18 protein-coding genes are annotated in these 18,524 nt (G+C 74.4%); 5 read left to right on the top strand and 13 right to left on the bottom strand.

What is annotated here, in order from left to right; genetic code table 11:
* Window positions 1-141: 141 nt before the first annotated feature.
* Window positions 142-297, bottom strand: coding sequence for a hypothetical protein (locus ACZ51D_RS37315; protein WP_360504070.1), 156 nt, complete (start codon window positions 295-297; stop codon window positions 142-144).
* Window positions 294-1,334 carry a hypothetical protein gene (locus ACZ51D_RS37310; protein ID WP_465664747.1) on the bottom strand — a complete coding sequence of 347 codons (1,041 nt, stop codon included), beginning with the start codon at window positions 1,332-1,334 and terminating at the stop codon, window positions 294-296. The genes ACZ51D_RS37315 and ACZ51D_RS37310 overlap by 4 nt, the downstream gene beginning before the upstream one ends.
* A 29-nt stretch (window positions 1,335-1,363) precedes the next feature.
* On the opposite strand from ACZ51D_RS37310, the gene ACZ51D_RS37305 reads away from it, so the two are divergent.
* The 3 genes from ACZ51D_RS37305 to ACZ51D_RS37295 all read left to right on the top strand — a co-directional run bounded on the left by ACZ51D_RS37305 (window position 1,364) and on the right by ACZ51D_RS37295 (window position 2,936).
* Window positions 1,364-1,747 carry a hypothetical protein gene (locus tag ACZ51D_RS37305; RefSeq protein WP_465664746.1) on the top strand — a complete coding sequence of 128 codons (384 nt, stop codon included), beginning with the start codon at window positions 1,364-1,366 and terminating at the stop codon, window positions 1,745-1,747.
* 83 nt (window positions 1,748-1,830) lie between these two features.
* Entirely contained in the window at window positions 1,831-2,238 is a 408-nt protein-coding gene (locus tag ACZ51D_RS37300) for a type II toxin-antitoxin system VapC family toxin (protein ID WP_360504064.1), read from the top strand.
* Window positions 2,239-2,402: 164 nt separating this feature from the next.
* Window positions 2,403-2,936, top strand: a complete 534-nt coding sequence (locus ACZ51D_RS37295) for a superoxide dismutase family protein (protein ID WP_465664745.1) — start codon at window positions 2,403-2,405, stop codon at window positions 2,934-2,936.
* Window positions 2,937-3,020: 84 nt separating this feature from the next.
* On the opposite strand, the gene argF is transcribed toward ACZ51D_RS37295, so the two are convergent.
* From argF to ACZ51D_RS37280, 3 genes are all read right to left on the bottom strand, one after another.
* Window positions 3,021-4,022, bottom strand: a complete 1,002-nt coding sequence (gene argF / locus ACZ51D_RS37290) for an ornithine carbamoyltransferase (RefSeq protein ID WP_465620050.1) — start codon at window positions 4,020-4,022, stop codon at window positions 3,021-3,023.
* A gap of 139 nt (window positions 4,023-4,161) precedes the next feature.
* Window positions 4,162-6,765, bottom strand: coding sequence for a polynucleotide kinase-phosphatase (locus ACZ51D_RS37285; protein WP_465664744.1), 2,604 nt, complete (start codon window positions 6,763-6,765; stop codon window positions 4,162-4,164).
* Window positions 6,762-8,405, bottom strand: a complete 1,644-nt coding sequence (locus tag ACZ51D_RS37280) for a 3' terminal RNA ribose 2'-O-methyltransferase Hen1 (RefSeq protein ID WP_465664743.1) — start codon at window positions 8,403-8,405, stop codon at window positions 6,762-6,764. Before ACZ51D_RS37280 ends, ACZ51D_RS37285 begins: the two co-directional genes overlap by 4 nt.
* Window positions 8,406-8,563: 158 nt before the next feature.
* On the opposite strand from ACZ51D_RS37280, the gene dapD reads away from it, so the two are divergent.
* Entirely contained in the window at window positions 8,564-9,568 is a 1,005-nt protein-coding gene (gene dapD / locus ACZ51D_RS37275) for a 2,3,4,5-tetrahydropyridine-2,6-dicarboxylate N-succinyltransferase (RefSeq protein WP_465620044.1), read from the top strand.
* Between the two features lie 75 nt (window positions 9,569-9,643).
* Here the strand turns inward: dapD and ACZ51D_RS37270 are convergent, their stop codons facing one another.
* Window positions 9,644-9,949 carry a DUF6087 family protein gene (locus ACZ51D_RS37270; protein WP_465620042.1) on the bottom strand — a complete coding sequence of 102 codons (306 nt, stop codon included), beginning with the start codon at window positions 9,947-9,949 and terminating at the stop codon, window positions 9,644-9,646.
* Between the two features lie 150 nt (window positions 9,950-10,099).
* Entirely contained in the window at window positions 10,100-12,271 is a 2,172-nt protein-coding gene (gene helR, locus ACZ51D_RS37265; protein ID WP_465620041.1) for an RNA polymerase recycling motor ATPase HelR, read from the bottom strand.
* 343 nt (window positions 12,272-12,614) lie between these two features.
* Between helR and ACZ51D_RS37260 the strand changes: the two genes are divergently transcribed.
* Window positions 12,615-12,875 (top strand): hypothetical protein, encoded by a 261-nt coding sequence (locus ACZ51D_RS37260; RefSeq protein WP_360504049.1) that lies wholly within the window; start codon window positions 12,615-12,617, stop codon window positions 12,873-12,875.
* On the opposite strand, the gene ACZ51D_RS37255 is transcribed toward ACZ51D_RS37260, so the two are convergent.
* From ACZ51D_RS37255 to ACZ51D_RS37230, 6 genes are all read right to left on the bottom strand, one after another.
* Window positions 12,821-13,576: a DUF6099 family protein gene (locus ACZ51D_RS37255; protein WP_465664742.1), complete on the bottom strand. Its 756-nt coding sequence runs from the start codon at window positions 13,574-13,576 to the stop codon at window positions 12,821-12,823. The two genes, ACZ51D_RS37260 and ACZ51D_RS37255, sit on opposite strands and share 55 nt — an antisense overlap.
* 155 nt (window positions 13,577-13,731) lie before the next feature.
* Window positions 13,732-14,121, bottom strand: a complete 390-nt coding sequence (locus tag ACZ51D_RS37250) for a nucleotide pyrophosphohydrolase (protein ID WP_360504045.1) — start codon at window positions 14,119-14,121, stop codon at window positions 13,732-13,734.
* The gene (locus ACZ51D_RS37245) at window positions 14,118-15,500 is read right to left on the bottom strand and encodes an AAA family ATPase (protein WP_465620036.1); all 1,383 of its coding nucleotides are present in this window, start codon (window positions 15,498-15,500) and stop codon (window positions 14,118-14,120) included. The genes ACZ51D_RS37250 and ACZ51D_RS37245 overlap by 4 nt, the downstream gene beginning before the upstream one ends.
* A gap of 212 nt (window positions 15,501-15,712) precedes the next feature.
* Window positions 15,713-16,579 (bottom strand): putative RNA methyltransferase, encoded by an 867-nt coding sequence (locus ACZ51D_RS37240; protein WP_465620034.1) that lies wholly within the window; start codon window positions 16,577-16,579, stop codon window positions 15,713-15,715.
* 143 nt (window positions 16,580-16,722) lie between these two features.
* Window positions 16,723-17,574: an ATP-grasp domain-containing protein gene (locus tag ACZ51D_RS37235; protein WP_465664741.1), complete on the bottom strand. Its 852-nt coding sequence runs from the start codon at window positions 17,572-17,574 to the stop codon at window positions 16,723-16,725.
* On the bottom strand, window positions 17,571-18,479 hold the full coding sequence (locus ACZ51D_RS37230; RefSeq protein WP_360504037.1) for an ATP-grasp domain-containing protein: 909 nt from the start codon (window positions 18,477-18,479) through the stop codon (window positions 17,571-17,573). Before ACZ51D_RS37230 ends, ACZ51D_RS37235 begins: the two co-directional genes overlap by 4 nt.
* Window positions 18,480-18,524 lie beyond the last annotated feature (45 nt).

Raw genomic sequence — 18,524 nt, 5'->3', positions numbered from 1 at the left:
CGCGGTGGTAAGGTCAGCCTTACTTAGGCCGACCTTGCCCGCATCGCCGGTGAGCGCCTCTCGGCAAGTATCTTGATGTCGAGATATATCGTAAGGGGCAGTTATCTCGATGTCGAGATAAACCATAGTGCATGCCGTGACTCACTCGTCGTCCGGGCCGCGCCGCTTGCGCTCCAGCCTGATCAGCCAGACCGCACCCGCCACCACCGCGGCTGCCATCAGCAGCACCACCACAAGCTCACCACCGGAACCGCCGGTCGGCGAGGGGGCGATGTCCGCCAGCAGGATCGTCCTCATGTCTTCACCTCCCCTCCATCCGCGCTCCGCTCGGTAGGCGCCTGCTCCGCGCCGAGGCCCAGAACCAGCATCAACAGCACCGGGAACTCCAGATACGCGTGGTACCCGGCCAGCGCCGCGTACAGCGACCGGCCCTGCGCGTAGTCCACCGCGAACAGCAGCGCCAACAGCACGCCGGCCCCCGCACCCAGCGCCCACGCCCGCACACCGCGCAACGCGGGCACCCGGGCGTCGAAGCGCTCCGCCGCCTCCGGCGCGTACCTGGGCAGGAACCAGACCCAGACGACGTAGTGCATCGTCTGCAGGAAGGCGAACACCGCCAGGAAGCGCAGGCCCGCCTCCGGCGTCAGCCAGGCCGGCGGGGTGTAGGCGGCCGCCAGCCGCTCCGTCCAACCACCCGGGCGCTGCGACAACAGGCCGTCCGACAGACCGCTCAGCAACAGGGCCGGCACCAGCAGCACCCAGACGCCCTGCAACACCAGGAACGCCGCCCGCCCCCGCCGCAGCCGGCGCGACCACTCGGCCAGGAACAGCAGCGGGACCACGTTGTGCAGGTGGGCCAGCACCACGAAGTGGTACGCGGGAAAGGCCAGCGAGGCCGCGCCGGCCCCGACCAGCAGCACCGCGCTCCCCGCCAGCAGCCGCGGCCGACCGCGCAGCCCGTACCGGCAGGCCGCCGCCAGCAGACCGTACCCGAGCAGGATCTCCGCCCCCTGGGACACCCGGGAGGGCGGCAGCAGGCGGCACACCACGATGCCGGTCACCAGCGCCAGCAGCAGCCGCAGCAGCGGGCCGGCCAGCACAGTGGCGAAACGGCCCGCCACGTAGCGCAGCTCCAGCACGTTGTGCAGCAGGCCGAAGGCGGCCAGCCCCAGCACCGCCAGGCCGGTCGGTGCCCGCAGGGCCAGCGTCAGCGCCACCGCCGCCGACAGTGCGAAACCCGCGAACGGCGCGACGCCCAGGCGGGCCGCCGGCCCGGGCGCGGGCCACACCGGCGCGGCCGTCGACACCGGTACGGGTGCGACCTCGGTGGCCATGGTCCCCTCCCCGTGGCACGATCCCCGCCGTGCCCTACGCCCTCGCCCTGGCCCTGACCCTGCTGGTCGAGGTCCCCGTCTACACCGTCGCGCTCACCCGGGCCGGCGGCCTGCGGGCGTCCCGCGCCGCCGTTGCCGCCGTCCTGGTCAACCTGGCGACGCACCCGCTGCTGTGGCACTCCCTGCGGCCGTACTCCACCGGGCCCGCCGCAGCGTACTGGACCGCCTTCGGGCTCGGCGAGGCCTGCGTCTGCCTGGTCGAGGGCGCCCTGCTCACCCCGCTCACCGGACTGTCGCCGCGCACCGCACTCCCCTGGGCCGCCTCCGCCACCGCCAACGCCGCCTCGATGCTCACCGGCCTCCTGCCCGGGCTCCTGCCGGGACTCCTGCCCGGAGTCCTCCTCGGACGCTGAACCGCTGTCGACATCCGCCTCCGCGGGCCGAGTCCGGGGCCGGGTACGGTGACCCGTGACGTGACCGGCAGAGGGGGCCTTCGATGATCGTGGTGGACGCGTCCGCGCTGGTGCTGGCGCTGGCCGACGAGGGCCCGCGCGGGGCCGCCGCCCGGGCCGAACTCGCCGCCGACGGCGAGTGGTTGGCGCCCGAGCACATCGTGGTCGAGGTGATGCAGTCGCTGCGCGGGCTCTACCTCGCCAAGGAACTGACCGCCGAACGGGTCGCCGAACTCACCGGCGAGCTGGCCGCGGTGGCGATCCGCAAGGTCGAGGTGGCGCCGCTGCTCGGCCGGATCTGGGAGCTCAAGGACAACCTGACCCCGGACGACGCCGCCTACGTCGCGGTCGCCGAACGGTACGGGGCGCCGCTGATCACCGCCGACCTGCGGCTGATGCGGGCCAGCGGGCCGCGCTGCGAGATCCGGGGGATCCGGCGCGAGTCGGCCTGAGGGCGGTTGCCGGCCCTCCCGGCCGCCTCTCCCTCCCGGCCGCCTCTCCCTCCCGGCCGGCTCTCCCTCCCGGCCGGCGGTGTCCGTCACGGGCCGGCGGTGTCCTTCGGGGGCCGGGGCCGTTAGCAGGGTGACCGTCGCCCTGCCCGTGGAAGGCCCGACCGATGACCGCTCCGCTCGCCGCCGCCCTGCTGCCACTGGCCCTGCTCGCCCCCGCCGCCTCGCCGGTCTCCGTCGTCGAGGCCGACTTCGACCCGGCCACCGCCTTCGTCCCGCCGGCCGCCATCAGCTACGCGGACGACCTGGTGCCGTACGGCTCGCATGCCCGGGTCGTCACCGACCGCTCGCTGCCCGGGCGGACGGTGCTCACCCTGACGGTGTCCGGGCTCGCCCCCGACCACGAGTTCCCGGCGCACCTGCACACCGGCAGCTGCGGGGCCGACCCGGCGTCCTCCGGGCCGCACTACCAGGACGTGGCCGACCCGGTGCAGCCGTCCACCGACCCGGCGTTCGCCAACGCGCGCAACGAACTGCGACTGGTACTGCGCACCGACGGGGCCGGCGAGGGCACCGCCACGACCGCGGTGGACTGGCAGCCGCGGCCGGGCGAGGCGCGCTCACTGGTGCTGCACGCGGGCACCCCGGCCGGCCCGCACGCGGCGGGCGACCGGGTGGCCTGCGTCAAGCTCGCGAAGTAGCCCGCAGGAGCTTCTCGAGCCTTCTCGAGCCTTCTCGAGACGTGGACCGCGGCTGCCGGCGGTGCCCCGAAGCGGCCCGCCCGCTCAGGAGCCGAGGGTGGCGACCAGGACCGCCTTGATGGTGTGCAGGCGGTTCTCGGCTTGGTCGAACACGATGGAGTGCGGCGATTCGAACAGCTCGTCGGTGCACTCCAGCTCGGTCATGCCGGTCGCCTCGTACATCTGCCGTCCGACCACCGTGCCGAGGTCGTGGAAGGCGGGCAGGCAGTGCAGGAACTTCACGGCCGGGTTGCCGGTGGCCCGGACCGTGTCCATGGAGACCTGGTAGGGCTTGAGCTGCTCGATCCGCTCGGCCCAGACCTCCTTGGGCTCGCCCATCGACACCCAGACGTCGGTGTAGAGGAAGTCGACGCCGGCCACGCCCTCGGCCACGTCCTCGGTCAGGGTGATCCGGGCGCCGGTCGACTCGGCCAGGGCCTGCGCCGACTTCTGCACGTCCTCCGTCGGCCAGAGCGCGCGCGGGGCGACGATCCGGATGTCCATGCCGAGCAGGGCGCCGCTGACCAGCAGCGAGTTGCCCATGTTGGAGCGGGCGTCGCCGAGGTAGGCGAGGGCGACGTCGGTCAGCGGCTTGACGGTGTGCTCGGTGACGGTGAGCACGTCGGCCAGCATCTGGGTGGGGTGCCACTCGTCGGTGAGGCCGTTCCAGACCGGCACGCCCGCGTGCGCGGCGAGCTCCTCGACGACCTCCTGGCCGTGGCCGCGGTACTGGATGCCGTCGAACATCCGGCCGAGCACCCGGGCGGTGTCCTTGATGGACTCCTTGTGGCCGATCTGCGAGGCCGACGGGTCCAGGTAGGTGGTGGTGGCGCCCTGGTCGTGGGCGGCGACCTCGAAGGCGCAACGGGTGCGGGTGGAGGTCTTCTCGAAGATCAGCGCGATGTTCTTCCCACGCAGCCGGGGCTGCTCGGTGCCCGCGTACTTCGCCGCCTTGAGCCCGGCGGCGAGGTCCACCAGGAAGCGGAACTCCTGGGGCGTGAAGTCGAGCTCCTTGAGGAAGTGCCTGTTCCGGAGGTTGAAGGCCATACCGGGCTCCTGGGGTGACGGGACGAGGGGAAGGCTGGCAAGTGTATACGATACTCGGAATTTCTATACAGAAGCGGAGCGGGTGAGGGGAGCCCCACCCGATGGGACTCCCCTCACCCGTGCTCCGGAGCCGCCGCCGCTACAGGCGCGGGTCGACCGGCTCGGACTCCAGCGCCAGCACCGCGAAAACCGGCTCGTGCACCCGCCACAGCGGCTCCCCGGCCGCCAGCCGGTCCAGCGCCTCCAGGCCCAGCGCGTACTCGCGCAGCGCCAGCGAGCGCTTGTGGCCCAGCGCGCGCTGCCGCAGCCGGTCGAGGTGCTCGGTGTAGTCCGGGCCGTAGATGATCCGCAGGTACTCCCGGCCCCGCACCTTCACCCCGGGCTGCACCAGCCCGCCCGGACGGCCCTCGCCTCGCGACGTCCGCACCAGCGAGGCCAGCGGCTTGACCACCATGCCCTCGCCGCCCGCCCCGGTCAGCTCCTCCCACCAGGCGGTGGCGGCGGCCGTCGAGGCCTCGTCCTCGGTGTCCACCAGGATCCGGCCGGTGCGGCGCAGCACGGGCTCCTCCGCGTCGTCGGCGGCCACCAGGCGGTCGATCCAGGCCAGGTGCTCGTCGTGCGGGCGCACCGCGAGGTTCGCCCCCTCGGCGGCCAACAGCTGGAACGGCGCCAGCCGGATGCCCGACAGGCCCTCGGTCGGCCAGCAGTAGCGCCGGTACGCCTCGGTGAACGCCCGCGCGTCGGCGGAGCGCTGCCGCTGGCGGGCGGTCAGCCCGGCCAGGTCCAGGCCTCGCCCGGCCGCACGCTCCAGCGCGGACAGCACCTCCGGCAGGGCGGCGCCCGCCGCCGCGCCGACCGCCGCGTACTGACGGCGCAGCAGCTCCACCGCCTTCAGCGACCACGGCATCAGCTCGGCGTCCAGCAGCAGCCAGCCGGTGCCCAGTTCCTCGAAGAGGCCGGCGCGCTCGGCGGCCGCCCGGACCCGGTCGAGCACGGCGGCGGTCAGCCCGTCGTCGGCGAGGAACGCGCGGCCGGTGCGGGTCCAGATCGCGCCCGGGCCGGCCACGCCGAAGCGGCGCTCCAGCGCGGCCCCGTCCCGGGCGACCAGCAGCACCGCGCGCGAGCCCATGTGCTTCTCCTCGCACACGAGGTGCCGCACGCCGTCCGCGCGGTAGGCGAGGAAGGCCTCCTCCGGGTGCTCCAGGTAGCCGTCCCGGCGGGAGGTGGCGCTCGGCGCCATGGTCGGCGGCAGGTAGGCGAGCAGCCGCGGGTCCAGCGCGAAGCGGCTCATCACCTCCAGCGCGGCCGCCGCGTTCTCCTCCCGGACGGCGACCCGCCCGTGCAGGGCCGTCTCGACGATCCGGCGCCCCGCCACGTCGGCGAGGTCCAGCGGACGGCCCTCGCGGGCGCCCGGCGCGTCGGTGATCAGCGGGCGCACCGGGGCGTACCACTCGCGCTCGGCCTCGACGCTCACCAGCTCGCGCTCCGGGTAGCGCAGCGCGGTCAGGCTGCCGCCGAAGACGCAGCCGGTGTCCAGGCAGATGGTGTTGTTGACGAAGCTCGCCGTCGGCACCGGGGTGTGGCCGTAGACCACCAGCGCCCGGCCGCGGTACTCCTCCGCCCACGGGTAGCGCACCGGCAGGCCGTACTCGTCGGTCTCGCCGGTGGTCTCCCCGTACAGCGCGTGCGAGCGGACCCGGCCCGAGTTGCGGCCCTGGTACTTCTCCGGCAGCCCGGCGTGGCAGACCACCAGGGCGCCGCCGTCCAGCAGGTAGTGGCTGACCAGGCCGCGCATGAAGGCACGCACCTGGGCCTTGAACTCCTCGGACTCGCCCGCCAACTGGTCCAGCGACTCCTGCAGGCCGTGCGAGACGGTGACCTTCCTGCCGTCCATCGCCCGGCCGAGCTTGTTCTCGTGGTTCCCAGGCACGCAGATCGCGTGGCCGGCCGCCACCATGCCCATCACCAGGCGCAGCACGCCCGGGGTGTCGGGGCCCCGGTCGACCAGGTCGCCGACGAAGACGGCGGTCCGGCCCTCGGGATGCGCGGCGTCCACCGGACGGCCCTCGGCGTCCCGGGTCAGGGCGTAGCCGAGACGGGTCAGCAGCGTCTCCAGCTCGGAGCGGCAGCCGTGGATGTCACCCACGATGTCGAACGGGCCGGTGAGGTGGCGCAGGTCGTTGTAACGCTTCTCCAGCTCGATCCCGGCCGACGCGACCTCGGCCTCGCCGCGCAGGACGTGCACCTTGCGGAAGCCCTCGCGCTCCAGGCCGCGCAAGGAGCGGCGCAGCTCGCGGTTCTGCCGCGGGATGACGTGGGCGGGCAGTTGGCGGTCCGGACGGGACCGGTTGCGCTCGGCGCACACCCCCGGCGGGACGTCCAGGACGATCGCGATCGGCAGCACGTCGTGCTCGCGGGCGATCCGGACCAGCTGGCGGCGCGACTCGGGCTGCACGTTGGTGGCGTCCACGACGGTCAGCCGGCCGGCCGCCAGGCGCTTGCCGACGATGCAGTGCAGGAGGTCGAAGGCCTCGGCGGAGGCGGACTGGTCGTTCTCGTCGTCGGCGACCAGGCCGCGGCAGAAGTCGGAGGAGACGACCTGGGTGGGCAGGAAGTGGCGGCGGGCGAAGGTGGACTTGCCCGCGCCGCTGGTGCCGATCAGGACGACGAGGGAGACGTCGGTGACGGGGAGGCGGCGGGGGGCGGCGCTCTCGGCCGTTTCGTCGACTGCGGCGTCGGTCATCGGGGGTCGCCTCCTTCGGGCATCGTCGTGGCGGTGGTCGTGGCTGTGTCGGTCGTCGTGGCTGCGGCGGTCGTCACTGTGTCGGTCGACGCTGCGGCGGTGAACAGGGCGAGCTGGGTCGGTGCGCCGACCTCCCCGTCCTGCGGGCCGACCGGGCGCAGCAGCACGGTGTAGCCGTAGGCGGCCGCGACCTTCTCGGCCCAGGCGCGGAACTCGGCGCGGGACCACTCGAAGCGGTGGTCGGCGTGCCGGACGCTGCCCGCCGGCAGGGTGTCCCAGCGGACGTTGTACTCGGCGTTCGGCGTCGTGACCACGACGGCCCCCGGACGGGCGGCGCCGAACACGGCGTGCTCCAGGGCAGGCAGCCGCGGCAGGTCCAGGTGCTCGATCACCTCGCACAGCACCGCCGCGTCGAAGCCCTTCAACCGGGCGTCGGTGTACGTCAGCGCACCCTGCGCCAGCTTCACCCGGGCGGCCTGCCGCTCCGGCAGGCGCTCCAGGCGCAGCTTGCGGTTGGCCGCCTGCAGTGCCCGGACGGACACGTCCACGCCGAGGATCTCGGTGAACCGGGTGTCCTTCAGCAGTTCGCCGATCAGCTCGCCCTGGCCGCAGCCGAGGTCGGCGACACGGGTGGCGCCCGTCTCGCGGAGGGCGTCGAGGATCGCGGTCCGGCGCTGCTCGGCGAGGGACGGCGGGCGGGGCTGCGCCGGCTCCGCGTGCTCCCGGCCGTCCTGCCGGCCGGTCAATCCGGCGGTCTCCTCGCTGCGCTCCCCGCCGTTGTCCCCACCGGTCTCCTCCGCGGGCCGGTCGTCGACCGCGTTGTCGATCTCCTCGGCCTCGCGGTCGTCCGCCTCCGCGAGCCGGGCCAGCTCCAGGCGCTCCATCGCGGCCCGGGTCAGCGACCAGCGCCGGGCGAGGTAGCGGCGGGTGATCAGGGCACGCTCCGGGTGGACGGCCAGCCAGCCCTCGCCGGCGGCGAGCAGCTTGTCCACCTCGTCCGGCGCGACCCAGTAGTGCTTGGCGCCGTCCAGCACCGGCAGCAGCACGTAGAGCTGCTGGAGCGCGTCGGCGAGCCGTACGGTGTCGGAGGCGAGCGCGATCCGCACGTACCGGGAGTCGCCCCACTCCGGGAACGCCTCGTCCAGCGCGATCGCCGTCGCCTCGACCCGCCAGCCCAGCGGCTCGAACAGCCGGGCCACCATCGCCGGGCCGCCGCCCTCGCCCGCGCCGTTCGCGGGCACGGCGGGCAGCTCGATCCGCAGCGGGCGGGCCTGCCCCGGCAGTTCGGGGCGGGCCGGGCAGGCGCCCTTCATCGCGGACCGGAACACCGTCCGCAGCGCCACCGCGAGCAGCGAGGACGCGGCGTACGGGCGGTCGTTGACGTACTGGGCGAGCGCGAAGTCGGGCGAACCGCCTCGCCCCTTGCCGTCGCCCCGGCCCTTGCGGACCAACGCGACCGGGTCGATGTCCAGCAGCAGCGCCGCCGTGCAGACCTCGTCCCCCGCCTCGGGGTAGAAGACGTGGGCCTCGCCGTGCGACGTCGTGAACCGCTGGACCTTGCCGGGGTGCTTGTGCAGCAGGAACCCGAGATCCGTGGCCGGGTTCTCGGCGCTGCCGGTGGTGGAGATCGACATGAACACCCGCCGAAGTATTGCCCAGCGGACAGGCCCTGAGCACCGGGTTTTCCCGTCCCGCCCCCCGGTGGCCGGGACATCCGTCGGGCGCGGCCGCACGGTGGGCAGGTCCGCACGGTGGGCGTGTTCGGCACCGGGGCCCAGCATTGGTTAACGTGCACGATGTGACTGCTGAATCCACCTCCCTCGCATCGACCTCCCCGGCGAACGGCGCCGTGGCCGCCGGTCTGGCCACCATCGCCGCCGACGGCACCGTCCTCGACACCTGGTACCCCGCCCCCGTGCTGGCCGCCGAGCCCGGCCCGGCCGGCACCGTCCGGCTGACCGCCGAGCAGGCCGAGGCCGAGCTCGGCGCCGGCGCGGCCGAGGCGCTGCGCGCCGACGCGCGCCGTGGCGTCGAGGTGGTCGCCGTGCGCACCACCATCGCCTCGCTGGACGAGAAGCCGCTCGACACGCACGACGTGTACCTGCGCCTGCACCTGCTCAGCCACCGCCTGGTCAAGCCGCACGGCCAGAACCTGGACGGCATCTTCGGCCTGCTGGCCAACGTCGCGTGGACCAGCATCGGCCCCGTCCCGGTGGACAAGGTCGAGCAGGCCCGCCTCGCGGTGCGCGCCCAGGGCGGCCAGCTGGCCGTGTACGGGATCGACAAGTTCCCGCGGATGACCGACTACGTCGCCCCGACCGGTGTGCGCATCGCCCACGCCGACCGGGTCCGGCTCGGCGCGCACCTGGCCGTCGGCACCACCGTGATGCACGAGGGCTTCGTCAACTTCAACGCCGGCACGCTGGGCACCTCCATGGTCGAGGGCCGGATCAGCGCGGGCGTCGTCGTCGGCGACCACAGCGACATCGGCGGCGGCGCCTCGATCATGGGCACCCTGTCCGGCGGCGGCAAGCAGGTCGTCTCGGTCGGCGAGCGCTGCCTGCTCGGCGCCAACGCGGGCATCGGCATCTCGCTCGGCAGCGACTGCGTGGTCGAGGCCGGCCTCTACGTCACCGCCGGCACCCGGGTCACCACCCCGGACGGCACGGTGGCCAAGGCCGTCGAGCTGTCCGGCCAGGACAACCTGCTGTTCCGCCGCAACTCGCAGACCGGCGCGGTCGAGGTCATCGCCCGCTCCGGCTCCTGGGGCGGCCTGAACGCGGACCTGCACGCCCACAACTGACCTACGGGCAGAGGCGGTTGGGGTTCGGCGCCGGGCGGCGCCGGACCCCGTTCGCATTTCCGGGCGCCCGGCGGCTCACACCTCTCGGGGCTTGCGGTGGCGCCCCGGCGCCTTCTTCGGCCGCTGCACCGGGAAGGCGGGGCGCAGCAGGCCGTCACCCTCGATCCCGTGCAGGATCCGCTGGGCGGCGGCGTAGTCCTCGGCCACCGTCTCCGGCAACCACTGGTAGCCGTCCCAGCGCACGATCAGCCTCGGTTCGCCCGGCGCCACATGGGCGCCCCGCTGCCTGCCCGCGAGCCGTACGGCCCGCAACTGACCGACCGGCCGCAGCCGTTGCTCCCGCCTGGCCGCCCACGACGCCAGCGATTCCTCCTCGTCCATCGCCCCAGTCTGGCGTCCGGACACCGTCGGCCGACACCCGCGTCACTCGACCGGGCGACGGGCGTTCCGGCCCGTTTCTCCCTCCGCTCCCTCGCGTATCTCCTGTCCCTTCTGTCCGTTCTTGGCTCTCCGGTTCTCGACTCCCCGGTCTCACGTACTCCTGAGGATCACGAGCCGCTGGGTCGCCCGGGTCATCGCGACATAGCGGTCGACGGCTCCCTCGATGCCTCCTCCGAACGCCTCCGGATCGACCAGGACGACCAGGTCGAACTCGAGCCCCTTCGACAGCTCCGGGGTCAGCGACCGGACCCGGGGCCGGTCCCGGGGCCGGTCCCGGACGTCCGGTGCGCCGATCACACAGGCGACACCCTCCGCGTGTTCCGCGAGCCAGCCGTCCAGGACGTCGTCCAGCTCCGACACGGACCCGTACACGACGGGGATGCCGCTGCTGCGGACGGAGGTCGGCACGTTGGCGTCCGGCAGCGCGGCCCGGATGGCGGGCTCGGCCTCGGCCATGACCTCCTCCGGCGTCCGGTAGTTGATGCTCAGCGAGGCGACCGTGGTCCGGTCGAGTCCGATCCGCTCCAGCCGCTCCGGCCAGGACTCCGCGAAGCCGTGCCGGGCCTGCGCGCGGTCCCCGACGATGGTGAAGCTCCGGGACGGGCAGCGCAGGAGCAGCATCTGCCACTGCGCGTCGGTCAGTTCCTGGGCCTCGTCCACGACGATGTGCGCGAACGGGCCCGCCAGCGGCTCGGGATCGGCGACGGGCAGGGCGGTCTCGTCGACGAGGGTGTCCTGGAGATCGCGTCCGCGCAGCATCGTCACCGCTCCCTCGCCGTCGTCGTCGGCCTGGAGCAGGTCCCCGATGACGTCGGCCATGCGGGCGCGCTCGGCGGCAGCCGCGGCCTCGCGCCGGCGCTGCCGCCCGGCCGCCTCCGGGTCGCCGAGCCGCTGCCGGGCGGCGTCCAGGAGCGGGAGGTCGGACAGTGTCCAGGCCTGGGGCGCGTCCTTGCGCTGCAGCTTGCGGACCTCCTCGGGGTCGAGCCACGGCGCACACATCCGCAGGTAGGCGGGCACCGACCAGAGGTCGCCGACCAGGTCGGCCGCTTCGAGCAGCGGCCACGCGCGGTTGAGGGTCTCCACCAGCTCCCGGTCCTGCCGCAGCGACCGGCGGAACAGCTCGGGCGACACCTCCTCCTCGTCCGCGTCCAGCTTCTCCATGAGGATCGTGGCGAGCTCCTCCCAGATCTGCTCGCGCGCCTCGTTGTGCGGGGTGCCCGGGTCCGGCGCGTCGAAGGCGTCGGACCAATCCTCGGCGCTCAGCCAGACGTCGGACCAGTAGGTCGTGACCGCCATCCCCTCGGTGGGCGGCTCCTCGTAGAACCGGACGGCCTTCTCGATCGCCTTCACCAGGTCGACCGAGGACTTCAGCCGGGCCACCTCCGGATCGGCCTCGACCCCCGCCTTCGCCCCCTCGGCGACGAGGTCCCGCACGGTGCAGGTCCGCACACCGTCCTCGCCGAGGCTCGGCAGGACATCGGCGACGTAGTCCAGGTACGGCTGGTGCGGGCCGACGAACAGCACGCCGCCGCGCCGGTGGCCGAGCCGCGGGTCGGAGTAGAGCAGGTAGGCGGAGCGGTGCAGCGCGACGACGGTCTTGCCGGTGCCCGGGCCGCCGTCGACCACGAGGGCGCCCCGGGAGCCGGCCCGGATGATGGCGTCCTGGTCGGACTGGATGGTGGCCAGCACGTCCCGCATCCGGGCCGAGCGGTTGCCGCCCAGGCCCGCGATGAACGCGGACTGGTCGTCCAGCGCGGCGTGCCCCTCCAGGGCCTCGGCGGTGAACACCTCGTCCCAGTAGTCGCCGATCCGGCCGCCGGTCCAGCGGTACCTGCGTCGGCTCACCAGCCCCATCGGGTCGGCGTGGGTCGCCGCGAAGAACGGTTCGGCCGCGGGCGAGCGCCAGTCGACCAGCAGTCGGCGCCCCTCGCTGTCGGTGAGGCCGAGCCGCCCGATGTACACCGGCTCGGGGTCGTCCGCGCCGACGACGTGCCCGAGGCACAGGTCCAGGCCGAAGCGGCGCAGGGCGCGCAGCCGACCGGTCAGCCTGTGGACCTCGATGTCCCGGTCCATCGCCTCCCGGCCCAGACCGCCCGGCGCCCGGCGCAGGGCGTCGAGGCGGTCGGACAGCTCGGCGATCGCCTGCTCGAGGCTCTCCGCGACGGCGGCGAAGTGCCGCTCGTCGCCGCCGATCAGCGCCGGGTCGGCCTTGGCGACGAGGCGGTCGGGAAGGTCGAACGCGCTGGTGGTCAGGGGGGTCATGGCATCAGCTCCGATCTGAGGCCTGCGATTGTGCGGCACCACGGGGGCCTTGCCGCAAGACCCCCCATGCGCTATACGTTGAGAGTGGCAAGGGGTGGGTACTCCCCCTTCTCCGCCTTCCCCCACCTCTGTTTCTCCTCACCGCCGTGCCGTGCCGGTCCGCATCGCGCTGCGCCAGGCCGCCGCCTAGCCCAGGCCGTGGCGGGGCGGCAACCCCGGCTCACCCGGGAGGCTTACGGCGTACCGGAGTCGGACCGCATCGGGTGGTGCCCGGTGACCCGCCACCGGCGCGGGTCGTTGGCCGTTGCGGCACACCGCACCACCGATCCGAAGAGGTCCCGCCATGTCCGAACCATCTGCCACGCCGCAGCTCCCGAGCAGCCCGACGGGCTCGGCCGACGGCGCCTGGGCCGGGCCCGCCACCCCCAAGAGCCTGCTGGACCGGATGCAGGAACTGCTCGCCTCGGTCACCGCGGATCTCGCCGCGCTGCAGTCCTCCGGCGCCCGGAACGCCGACCCCATCGCCTTCCCGACCATCGACCCCACCCCCTACCCGACCGGCACGGACACCTCCGAGGCCACGGCCGCGCCGGGCACCCGGTAGCCGGCCGCGCGCTGCCGTTCCGTCGGCCCGCCCTCACCCGGCGGGCCGATGTCGTCCGGCGGACCGGTGTCGCCCGGCGGAGGGCCGCCGTCCAGTGCTCCTTCGCTGCCCGGCTCCCCTTCGCCGCCCAGTGCCCCTTCGCCGTCCGGTGACCCTTCGCCGTCCGGCGGTCCGAGCCGGACGACGAGTAACGGCGAACCACAGTCGGCCCGTTCGGGTTCCGCCCCGCCGAGCGCCACACACTCCGTCCCCTCGACCCGGAGCGCCGCCTCCCACAGCCGCCCGGCCAGGTCCTTGCACTCCGACACCGCGTCAACACCGTCGATGCACGTCCAGTAGAGGCTCTCGGTGTCGGCCCCGCAGGCCAGCACCACGAGCGTCTCCCCGACCTCCTGCAGCAGCCCGTCCAACGCCCCCAGAGCCGCTGCCGGCTCCCCGAGTTCGGTGAGCCGCGCGGCCCGGCCGCCGCTCACCAGGGCGGCCCGGACGACGGAGCGGTCCAGGCAGAGCGCCGCATGCGCCCCGGCCTCGGAGAGCCGCTGGCCCAGCCCGGTGAGCTCCTCGTCCTCCGACTCCGCCAGCCGCGCGCCCACCGCCTCGGTGAGCAGCGCCGCCTGCCGCGCCTCGGCCAGCACATCCGGTACGTGCCTGGCCTCGGTCAGGGCGTACCGGGCCGTCTTGATCAGTCGCAGTGCCTCCATGGCCACCGCTCCTCTCGCTCGCTGTCGCCGTCGACCCGGGCCGCCGAGGGGGCGGCCGGGTGGTCACGGCGTAAGCGTGCGAGGGAGGGCGAGGGCCCGCATCCGTCTTGTCAGAAGCTGTGGACAAGTCCGGGGTTGTGGATAACTTCTGTCCCTCACAAGGGTTGGTCGCCCACGTCCGAGTTGACGTCAGCCGATCCGTCCGGCACCGGGAAGCGGTGCTCGTTCCGCTCGATCTTGGCCGCGAGGGCCTCCAGGGGGTCCACCCCGACCGCCGTACAGAACTGCAGCAGGTACGCCAGCACGTCCGCGACCTCGTCCCGCACCCGGTGCGCACGCTCCGGCTCGGACATCACCGCGGCCGCCTGCTCGGGCGTCAGCCACTGGAAGATCTCCAGCAGCTCCCCCGCCTCGACGCTCAGCGCCGCCGCCAGGTTCTTCGGCGTGTGGAAGGGCTCCCACCGCCGGGCCGCCGCGAAGTCCACCAGCCGCTGCCGCAGGGCCTCCAGGGTCGGCTCCCCCGGTCCCGTCACTCGTTCGCTCACCCCTCCAGGTCTACCCCATCGCCGCCCGCCGCCGGCCCGGGCCCCTCCACCGCCGACCGCTCCCCCTCCGCGGCCCCGTCCGTCCCCTCCCCGCGTCCGCCCTGGACCGGTACCCGGCCCGTCTCCGGCCGCAGCACCGTGAACCCCGAGTCCGGGTCCCTCCGGCACTCGACGACCACCACCGCACCCGACCGCACCTCGCCCGCCCGAACGTCCGCCGCCCGAACGTCCCCCGACCGCACCTCGCCCGCACCGCCCAGTGCCTCCCGTGCCGCCGCCGGCTCCTGCAGCGCGGCCACCACCCGGAGCTGGCTGCGCTCCGCCATCTCCCGGGCCAGTCGCAGCAGCGAGGCGGCCTGCTCGGTGGAGAGCCCGGCCCCCAGGTCCTCGGCCAGCACGATGAGCTGCCGGTGCGCCCACGGCACCTCGGCGGCCACGTCGAGGTCGAGCACCCCGGCCCCGGTCAGCAGCACCGCGGCGAAGGCGAGGTGGCGCAGCATGCCGTCGGAGGCCTGGTCGGCGCCGGTGCGCCCGAGGACGCCTTCGTCGAAGACGGCCAGGACGCGCCGTACGCCCGCGTCGCTCTCGCGCTCGGCCACGGTGAGCCCGAGCAGTGGGTGCGGCGCGGCAGACTGCACGACGCGCAGCAGCTGCCCGTACCGGCGCGGGCACTCGTTGCCCAGCCGGGCGATGACGGCGGAGATGTTGGCGGCGTTGCCGCGCAGCCGGGCCTGCGGGTCGGCCCGGGCCCAGCCGCGCATCAGGGCGGGGACGGGGTGCAGCGGGAAGACCTCGCGCAGCGCGGTGAGCAGGTCCTCGGTGGCGGCCAGGACCAGGCACTCGCCGGCCGAGGAGCCCGCGACCCGCAGCGGCAGCTGCGCGGTGATCATGGTGCCGCTGGGGAAGGGCGCCCGGATGTCGCCCTGCCGGGTGTCGTTGTGCCAGCAGACGTTGACCCGCCGGTTGCGGACGTCCTGCTCGCCGGTGTCCACGAGGGTCCGGCCGTCGAGGGTGAGCGACTCCCGAGCGATCCGGACCGGGCCGTCGGTGCGGATCACGACGTCGAGCCGGATCCGGCCGTGCGGGGAGCGGACGGTGCAGCCGAGGATGATCGCGTCCCGCCCGTGCGGGACGCAACCGTCCAGTCCGCCCCGGACGGGCAGGGCAAGTGGGCCGGTGCGGTCGGGCAGCCCGTCCAGCGAGTCGGCGATCTCCTCGCCGAGCGCGAGCCGGGACAGCACCGCCAGCGCGTCGAGGGCGTTGGACTTGCCGACCCCGGCGGGCCCGTGCAGCACGGTGAGGGGCGCGAGGGGCAGGACCGCACGCCGGTAGGACTTGAACGAGGTGAGCCGGAGCTCCTCGACGGTGGGGCGTGGCACGGGCGGCCGGTCGGGCCCTGGGGCGTCCGGTCGGAGGGGGGCCGGCCCGGCAGGCCTGGTGGCGTCGCGGTTCACCCGTCGGACGTTAGCCTCAGGCCGACCGGCAGAAACGTGCCTGCACGGCAGATTCATCCCAACGTGGCGCCCCACCCCGACCCGCTGACCGCCCACCCCGCTCGCGCCCCGAAGCGGCCCGAGCTGCCCCGAAGCGCTCAGCGCCGGTAGGCGGCCACCGTCACCGAGGCGGTCACCTCGACCGGGTCCGGCAGCGCCGCGAGCGCGGCACCGAGCCGCTCCGGATCGGTGTGCCAGGCACTGGGCCCCATGCCGACGACGGTACGCACGTCCTGCGGGCCGAGCCGCAGCGTGAACTCGACCTCCCGCCGCCCCACCGGCGTCAGGTAGGGGCCGAGCTTCTCGTCGATCCGCCGCTGCTTCTCCTCGTCCACCGACAGCAGCCCCAGGGCGTCGACGAGTTCCCGCAGGTGTCGGGCGGTGGGCGAGACCAGCAGCAGGGTGCCGCCGGGGCGCAGCACCCGCCGGATCTCCGGCCCGTTGCGCGGGGCGAAGACGTTGAGCATCAGCTCGGCGGAGCCGTCGAGCAGCGGCAGCGGGCGCCAGGCGTCGCAGACGACGGCGCCGATCCGCGGGTGCGCCTTGGCGGCGCGGCGCAGCGCGTACTTGGAAATGTCGAGGGCGGCGCCGACCCGGTCGGGCAGGGCGTCGAGGACGTGGGCCAGGTAGTGGCCGGTGCCGGCACCGAGGTCGGCGACCAGCCCGTCGGGCTCACCGGCGGGCGCGGCGGCGGCGGCCTCGTCGAGGGCGGCCTCAGTGGCGGCCTCGGCGAGGGCGTCCGCGATGGGCCGGTAGTGCCCGGCGGCGAGGAAGTCGGCGCGGGCGGCGACCATCTCGGCGGTGTCCCCGGTGCCGGTGTGGGCGTCGCCGGCGAGGAGGCTGACGTAGCCCTGCTTGGCGAGGTCGAAGCTGTGCCCGGCGGTGCAGCGCAGGCTGCGGTCGTGCCGGGTGAGGGCCTGCGCGCAGAGGGGGCAGGCCAGGTAGCGCTCGATGTCCTGCAGCAACGTTCCGTCTTCTCTCGCCGTGCGCCCCGGCCGGTCGGGGCGCCAGCCAGCCTAACGACCCCTCCTGCCTGACCGTGCGAACCGGCCCGGCGTCCGGCCTGGTACCCCGGCCCCACCAGCAGCCGGCCCGGCTCCGCCGGCGTTCACCCCCGCCCCACCAGCGGTCGCCCCTGCTCCGCCGCGACCCGCAGCGCGAGCCCGGCGAGCGCCTCGGGCGCGCCGGGCCGACCCCGGACCCCGGGGAAGGCGTTGACATCGACGATGACGGGCTCGGCCGGCCCGTCGAGCAGGTCGACCCCGTACACGTCGAGCCCGAACACCTCGCCCACGCGCAGCGCGAGCGCTGCCCGCTCGGCGGGCGGCTCCCAGTCCGCCGCCGGCCCCGACTCCCCCGACTCGGAGGCGAGCTCGGACCGCCGCCGGGCGGCGAACACCTGCCCGTCGATCACCCACAGCTTCTGGTCCCAGCCGGTCCCGGGGACGAACGGCTGGGTGACGACGGGCTCCTCGGCCCAGCGCTCGGCGAGTTCGCGCAGCCGGTCCGGGCCGTCGACGCGCGCGACCAGGTCGCGCCGCCTGCTGTGCCGGCTCTTGACCACGAACGGGTAGGCGGGGACGGCGAGTTCGCCCAGTCGTCCGGCGTCGACCGTCGCCGTGAACGGCAGTCCGGCGGCACGCGCGAGGTCGGCCATCCGCACCCGGTCCTGGCAGAGTTCCGTCGCCGCCGCCGAGTTGACCACCGGCGCGCCCCGTCGCTCCAACTCACCGGCCAGCGCCAGCGCTTGGGGCGTACGAGCCTTGAGCAGGTAGACATCCGCAAGTCCCTCAAGGTCCGCGAGTCCCGCAAGTCCCGCAAGGTCCGCGAGTCCCGGGGCCTCCCCGACCGGCCCCACGGGCGGAACGGCCACCACCTCATGGCCGCGCTCCACCAGCAGCGCGGCGGTCGCCGCCAGCACCGGGTGCCCCGGGTCCCCGGCGATCAGCCCGACCCTCACAGCAGCTCCCCCTCGCCGAAGCCCAGTTGCCCGTACGGCACCCCGCCCGCCGACACCAGTGCGGCGGCGGGCTCGCCGGGCACCGAGACGGCCGTCCCGCTGCGCGCGAGCCGCAGCACCGCCCGGGCGACCCTCGCCACGGCGTCCGGCACCTGCCGGAAGCTCGGGAAGTCGTTGATGTCGACCACCACCGGCCCGTCCGGCCCGAGCAGCACGTCGACCCCGAACAGGTCCAGCCCGAACACCTCGCCGACCTGCGCCACGATCCGCGCGACGCTCGCCGGCAGCGGCACCTGCCGCTCCCGCACGCCCTGCCCGGGGTGCAGCGGGGAGGAACGTTCCGTCGCGAAGAGGTCGCCGTCGACGCAGTACACCTTGAGGTCGGTGCCGGAGTTCGGCACGTACGGCTGCGCGATCAGCAGCCCCTCCCCGGCCAGCTCGGGCCCGACCTCGAAGAGGTGGTCGGGGTTGCGCACCAGCCGGACGGCGCGCCCGGAGCTGCCGTCGGCGGGCTTGACCACCAGCGGGTACTCGGCCGCCGGGATCTCCGCGAGCCGCTCCCACCGCGCGGCCGCGTACGTCACCGGGACGGGCAGCCCTCGGGTACGGCCGATCACCGCGGCGAGCGCCTTGTCCCGGACGCCGCGGATCGAGCGCACGTCGTTCACCGTGGTGAGGCCGACGGCGGCGGCCGCCTCCAGCAGGGTCAGCCCGGGCCCGCCGGAGACGGTCTTGAGCACCCAGGCGTCGTGGCTGCCGGCCCGGACCGCCTCGGAGATCGCCAGCAGCGAGTCCCCGGGGCGCAGCACGTCGACCCGGTGCCCCCACGCGGTGAGTTGGCGTGCCACATCGAGCGGCATGCCGTCGTGCCGGTAGTGTTCCTCCACCAGAAAGCAGAGCCTCATGGGCCTGTCTTCCCCCTTGCCTCGCCGAGTTCAGACGTCCGCCGT

Source organism: Kitasatospora sp. NPDC033851 (assembly GCF_055576085.1).
The sequence above is the reverse complement of the archived record's forward strand: the minus strand, read 5'-3'. Positions and strand labels throughout refer to the sequence as shown.

What these genes read in the sequence shown, in the direction of transcription:
- ACZ51D_RS37315 (WP_360504070.1), bottom strand. Translation starts at nt 297, where the DNA reads ATGAGGACGATCCTGCTGGCGGACATCGCCCCCTCGCCGACCGGCGGT.
- ACZ51D_RS37310 (WP_465664747.1), bottom strand. Translation starts at nt 1,334, where the DNA reads ATGGCCACCGAGGTCGCACCCGTACCGGTGTCGACGGCCGCGCCGGTG.
- ACZ51D_RS37300 (WP_360504064.1), top strand. Translation starts at nt 1,831, where the DNA reads ATGATCGTGGTGGACGCGTCCGCGCTGGTGCTGGCGCTGGCCGACGAG.
- ACZ51D_RS37295 (WP_465664745.1), top strand. Translation starts at nt 2,403, where the DNA reads ATGACCGCTCCGCTCGCCGCCGCCCTGCTGCCACTGGCCCTGCTCGCC.
- argF (WP_465620050.1), bottom strand. Translation starts at nt 4,022, where the DNA reads ATGGCCTTCAACCTCCGGAACAGGCACTTCCTCAAGGAGCTCGACTTC.
- ACZ51D_RS37285 (WP_465664744.1), bottom strand. Translation starts at nt 6,765, where the DNA reads ATGACCGACGCCGCAGTCGACGAAACGGCCGAGAGCGCCGCCCCCCGC.
- ACZ51D_RS37270 (WP_465620042.1), bottom strand. Translation starts at nt 9,949, where the DNA reads ATGGACGAGGAGGAATCGCTGGCGTCGTGGGCGGCCAGGCGGGAGCAA.
- helR (WP_465620041.1), bottom strand. Translation starts at nt 12,271, where the DNA reads ATGACCCCCCTGACCACCAGCGCGTTCGACCTTCCCGACCGCCTCGTC.
- ACZ51D_RS37260 (WP_360504049.1), top strand. Translation starts at nt 12,615, where the DNA reads ATGTCCGAACCATCTGCCACGCCGCAGCTCCCGAGCAGCCCGACGGGC.
- ACZ51D_RS37255 (WP_465664742.1), bottom strand. Translation starts at nt 13,576, where the DNA reads ATGGAGGCACTGCGACTGATCAAGACGGCCCGGTACGCCCTGACCGAG.
- ACZ51D_RS37230 (WP_360504037.1), bottom strand. Translation starts at nt 18,479, where the DNA reads ATGAGGCTCTGCTTTCTGGTGGAGGAACACTACCGGCACGACGGCATG.